The following is a 5,150-nucleotide window of genomic DNA, read 5'->3' on the forward strand; positions in this document are numbered from 1 at the left end:
GCAAGCAGCACACGAGCCCCCCATCTTCTGAGGTTTCGGTCGTACAGCATTTGTGCGGGGGCGACGCGGTCCCGGGAGAGGCTCAGGCGACCGGTTCCGGGGCGGCGTCGGCGTCCCGGTGCGGGCCGGGTGTGACGCGCGGGTCGCCCTCGTCGGCGAAGTAGTCGTCCGACGTGGTGCCGTCGCCGCCGTCGCGCACCTTCGCCGCCCGCAGCACCACCGTGAGCAGCGCCGCGACCGCGAGGTTGACCAGCACCGCCACGATCCCGACGTAGATCGTCTTCGGGGTGTCGAAGCCGAAGTCGGCAAGCGGGAACGCCGAGCCGCCGAAGTGCTTGCGGCCGGTCGCGGCGTTCGGGATCTGGTAGAGCATCCACATGCCCAGTCCCATGCCCGCGATCCAGCCGCCGATCAGCGCCCCCCGGTGGAACCAGCGGGTGTAGAGGCCCAGGGCCACGGCCGGCAGCGTCTGGAGGATGATCACGCCGCCGATGAGCTGGAGGTCGATGGAGAACTGCGGGTCGAGGAAGACGATGCAGGCCACCGCGCCGACCTTCACCACCAGCGAGGTGATCTTGGAGACGTTCGCCTCCTGCGCGGGGCTGGCGTCCCGCTTCAGGTACTCCTTGTAGATGTTGCGGGTGAACAGGTTCGCCGCCGCGATCGACATGATCGCCGCCGGCACCAGCGCGCCGATGCCGATGGCCGCGTAGGCGACGCCGGCGAACCAGTCGGGGAACTGCTGGTCGAACAGGACCGGCACCACCGTGTTGCTGTCCACGGTGCCCTCCTTCGACCCGGGCAACGGCTTCACCCCGGCCGCGATGGCCATGAAGCCGAGCAGCGCGATCAGGCCGAGCAGCAGGCTGTACGCGGGCAGCGCCGACATGTTCCGCTTGATCACGTCGCGGTTCCGGCTGGCCAGCACGCCGGTGATGCTGTGCGGGTAGAGGAACAGCGCCAGCGCCGAGCCGAACGCCAGCGTGACGTACTGGAGCTGGTTGTTGGCGTTGAGCAGCACCCCGTCGCCTGCGTTCGGCGACGCGTCGAACTTCGCGTCGGCGGCGTCGAAGATCTCGCCCCAGCCGCCCAGCTTGTACGGCAGGTAGAGCACCGCCACCAGGATCACGATGTAGATCAGCGTGTCCTTGACGAACGCGATCAGCGCCGGCGCGCGCAGCCCCGACTGGTAGGTGTACGCGGCCAGGATCGCGAAGGCGACAATGATCGGCAAATGCCGGGCCAGCGTGCTCTCGCCGGTCACCCCCATGGTCTTGAGCACCGCCTCGATGCCGACCAGTTGCAGCGCGATGTACGGCATCGTCGCCACGATGCCGGTGATCGCGATCAGCAGCGCCAGCACCGGCGAGTCGAACCGCTTGCGGACGAAGTCCGCCGGGGTGACGAAGCCGTGCCGGTGCGAGACCGACCAGAGCCGGCACAGCACCAGGAACACCAGCGGGTAGATGACGATGGTGTACGGGACGGCGAAGAAGCCGGCCGCGCCGGCACCGAACATCAGCGCCGGCACCGCCACGAAGGTGTACGCGGTGTACAGGTCACCGCCGACCAGGAACCAGGTGATCCAGCCGCCGAAGTTGCGCCCGCCCAGCCCCCACTCGTCGAGGTGGGCCATGTCCTTCGGGGCCCGCCACCGGGCCGCCACGAATCCCATCCCGCTGACCAGCAGGAAGAGCACCGAGAAGACGATGATCTCGGTGAGGTGGTCGCGCCACATCAGCGATCACCCGCCGCCGTGTCGCCCGGCCCGTCCGACGGCGTGCCGGCCCGCTTCTTGGTCATCTGGTACACCAGCGTGGTGGTGGCCACGCCGAGCAGGATGTAGACGAGCTGGAGCCAGTAGAAGCGCGGGAAGCCGAGGAACCGGGGCGAGTCGGCGTTGAAGAAGACCGGGATCAGGGGCACCACGATGGGGATGAAGAGCAACCAGTTCCAGGGGCTGTGGTCCTTCGCCCTGGAGCGCGCCGCCGTCGGCGCCTCCGGTTCGGGTGCGGCCATTGCGACAAACCTCCGCGAGTCGTAGATCGACACAGATGACGGCCGGAGGCTACGACCCTGTGACCGGGGTCACGTTCTGCGGGAGGAGGTTGCTGCGCCGAACGGCGGACGGCGTGCGCCGAACGGCGACCCCGGGCGGCCGGACGGCGGCCCGCCCGGCTCAGATCCCGGCGAGGTGCGCGGTGTCGTTGACCGTACGGACGGCCATGCCCCCGTCGGGCCACGTGTCGAGCACCGAGATGCCGGCCGCGTCCAGGAAGAGCCGGTGCAGGAAGCCGTCGCCGGCCGCGAGGGCGTCGCGCAGCACCAGCTTGATCGGCGAGACGTGCGAGACCACCACCACGGTCTCCCCCGGGTACGCCCGGCACAGCCCGTCGACCACGCGGCGGCAGCGCTCGGCGACGTCGACGAACGACTCGCCGCCCGGCGGGGCCACCCGGGTCGAGGCCAGCCAGGCGTCCATCTCGCCCGGCCACTCCTGGCGGACCTTCGCGAAGGTGCGCCCCTCCCAGGCCCCGAAGTCGCACTCGATCAGGTCGTCCTCGCGGCGCACCGGCACGCCGCCGAGCGCCCCGGCGATCGCCTCGGCGGTCGCCGTACACCGGGACAGGGGCGAGCTGACCACGGCCGCGACGGTCGGGGCCAGCGCGGCCACCCGGGCGGCCGTGGCCCGGACCTGGGCCCGGCCGCGCTCGGACAGCGGCACGTCGCCGCGGCCGGAGTAGCGGCGCTGTTCGGTGAAGGCCGTCTCGCCGTGCCGGACGAGGACGAGCCGGGTGGCGGTGAAGCTCGGCCGCGGCTCCCAGGAGGCGGGCGCGGTGGCCGGGTCGGTGCCGGTGCCCGTCGCCGACGCGGCGCGGGCGGCCACCTCGCGGGCCCTCGCGCGGGCCGGTGAGTCGGGAGCGGCGACCTCGCGGGGCGGCTCCACGACGCGCGGCGGCGCGACGGCGGCCTTAGCCGGCGCCTTGCCGGCGGCGGCGTCCATGGCGGCGTTGGCGAGGGCGTCGGCGTGCCGGTTGCGTTCCCGGGGAATCCAGTGGAACCGCACGGCGGCGAAGCGGTCGACCAGCCCGGCGGCCTGCGCGGCGAGCGGACGCAGCCCGGGGTGCTTGATCTGCCAGCGGCCGCACATCTGCTCGACCACCAGCTTCGAGTCCATCCTGGCCTCGACCTCGGCGGCGCCCAGCTCGGCGGCGGCCTCCAGCCCGGCGATCAGCCCCCGGTACTCGGCGACGTTGTTGGTGGCGACGCCGATCGACTCGCCCCGCTCGGCCAGCACCTCACCGGTGTCCGCGTCGCGGACCACCGCGCCGTAGCCGGCCGGGCCGGGGTTGCCCCGGGATCCGCCGTCGGCCTCGACGACCACCACGCGCGGCGCCACGGGGCTACAGGCCGGACTCGTTGGTGCGGACCATGATCCGTCGGCAGTCCTCGCAGCGGACGACCTCGTCCGGGTCGGTCTTGCGGATCCGGGCCACGTCGGCGCCGGAGAGCGTCAGACGGCAGCCGCCGCACCGGCCGGCGGTCAGCAGCGCCGCGCCGAGCCCGGTGTCCTCGCGGATCTTGTCGTAGAGCTGCACCAGGTCGGCCGGGAGGTCGCCCGCCAGCGGCTGGCGGGCGCCGCGCTTGAACTCCTCCTCCTTGGCGATCTCGGCCAGGCTCTCGTCGCGGCGCCGCTCGGCGTCGTCGCGCTTCTCCCGCACCTCGGCCAACCGCTGCTCGACGCCGTCCAGCACGCCCTGGGCCGTCTCCCGCTGCTCCATCAGCTCCAGCTCGGCGTCCTCCAGGTCGCCCTGGCGGCGGTTGAGCGAGACCAGCTCGTGCTGGAGGGCCTCCAGCTCCCGGGCCGGGCCGGTGCCGGCGGCGAGCCGGGCCTCGTTCTTGGACTTGCGGGCCCGCACCTGGTCGACGTCCTTCTCCATGCGGGCGATGTCCCGGTCCAGGTCGTCGACCGCGACCTGGGCGCGGACCCGCTCGTCCTCCAGCGCGGACAGCTCCCGGGCCAGCGCGTCCAGCTCGGCCCGCTCCGGCAGCGAACGGCGCCGGTGGGCGAGCTGGGCGAGGGAGGTGTCGATCGCCTGGAGGTCGAGCAGGCGGCGCTGGACCTGGGGGTCAGCCTTCACGGTCGGGGCTCCTTGTCGTCCACCGCGGGTGGGGCGGCGTGTACGGTCCACGGGTCGGTGGCCAGGTCGGACACCAGCGTCTCGACACCCGTCGCCTCCCGCAGGAGGACGGCCAGGTCGTCCAGCCACGGTCGTTCCGTCGCCCAGTGGGCGGCGTCGAGCAGGGCCGGGCCGTCGGCGGCCAGGTGCTCGCCGGCCGGGTGGTGGCGCAGGTCGGCGGTGAGGAACGCGTCCACCCCGGCCGCGGTCGCGTCGGCGAGGAAGCCGTCCCCCGCGCCGCCGCTGACCGCGAGGGTACGAACCATACGCCCGGGATCCCCGGCGGCGCGAACTCCCCAGGCGGTGGTGGGCAGCACGGCGGCGGCGTGCCGGGTCAGCTCCGCCAGCGTCATCGGCTCCGGCAGCTCGCCGATCCGGCCGATGCCCCGGCCGTCGCCGTGCGCGGGCGTTCCGGGTGCGGGCCGGTGCAGCGGGCGCAGCCCGGTCAGCCCGAACCGGGCGGCGAGGGCGTCGGAGACCCCCGGGGCGGCCACGTCGGCGTTGGTGTGCGCGACGTACAGCGCCACGTCGGACTTGATCAGCCGGTGCACGATCCGGCCCTTGAAGGTCGTGGGGGCCACCGAGGAGACGCCGCGCAGCAGCAGCGGATGGTGGGCGACGATCATGTCGACGCCGGCGTCGAGCGCCTCGGCGACCGTCTCCGGCACCACGTCGACGACGCAGAGGACCCGGCGCACCGGGGCGCACGGCTCGCCGAGCACAAGCCCGACCCGGTCCCAGTCCTCGGCCCAGGCCGGCGGATAGCGCCGCTCCAGCTCGGCGACCACGTCGGCGACGGTCGGCGGGACTGCGTTGGTGCTCACGGCGGGCCAGCTTACCGGCGCGGACCCCGGCCGGGGCCCTCGCCCACCGACGCGGCGGCGTGTCCCGGGTGTGAGGAAGGGCCCCCACCGCTCACCACACGCATGCCCCGGGCCCCCACACACACAGCAGGCCACCGGGGAGAGC

General features: G+C 73.3%; 5 protein-coding genes. All 5 read right to left on the reverse strand.

The window, feature by feature from the left end:
* Positions 1–82: 82 nt before the first annotated feature.
* Positions 83–1,738 (reverse strand): monocarboxylate uptake permease MctP, encoded by a 1,656-nt coding sequence (mctP, locus tag AB0B83_RS29855; RefSeq protein WP_357580969.1) that lies wholly within the window; start codon positions 1,736–1,738, stop codon positions 83–85.
* Complete coding sequence (locus tag AB0B83_RS29860) at positions 1,738–2,019, reverse strand: DUF3311 domain-containing protein (protein WP_311411956.1); 282 nt, start codon at positions 2,017–2,019, stop codon at positions 1,738–1,740. Before AB0B83_RS29860 ends, mctP begins: the two co-directional genes overlap by 1 nt.
* 160 nt (positions 2,020–2,179) lie before the next feature.
* Positions 2,180–3,400, reverse strand: a complete 1,221-nt coding sequence (locus AB0B83_RS29865) for a bifunctional RNase H/acid phosphatase (RefSeq protein WP_357580970.1) — start codon at positions 3,398–3,400, stop codon at positions 2,180–2,182.
* A 4-nt stretch (positions 3,401–3,404) separates the two neighbouring features.
* Positions 3,405–4,142, reverse strand: coding sequence for a C4-type zinc ribbon domain-containing protein (locus AB0B83_RS29870; protein WP_357580971.1), 738 nt, complete (start codon positions 4,140–4,142; stop codon positions 3,405–3,407).
* Entirely contained in the window at positions 4,139–4,969 is an 831-nt protein-coding gene (locus AB0B83_RS29875; RefSeq protein WP_357580972.1) for a Nif3-like dinuclear metal center hexameric protein, read from the reverse strand. The genes AB0B83_RS29870 and AB0B83_RS29875 overlap by 4 nt, the downstream gene beginning before the upstream one ends.
* Positions 4,970–5,150 lie beyond the last annotated feature (181 nt).

It is taken from the genome of Micromonospora sp. NPDC049060 (genome assembly GCF_040649055.1).
Lineage (GTDB): Bacteria > Actinomycetota > Actinomycetes > Mycobacteriales > Micromonosporaceae > Micromonospora > Micromonospora reichwaldensis.

Bases quoted from the DNA above. Each gene is read 5' to 3' on its own strand.
- mctP (WP_357580969.1), bottom strand. From the start codon at position 1,738: ATGTGGCGCGACCACCTCACCGAGATCATCGTCTTCTCGGTGCTCTTC.
- AB0B83_RS29860 (WP_311411956.1), bottom strand. From the start codon at position 2,019: ATGGCCGCACCCGAACCGGAGGCGCCGACGGCGGCGCGCTCCAGGGCG.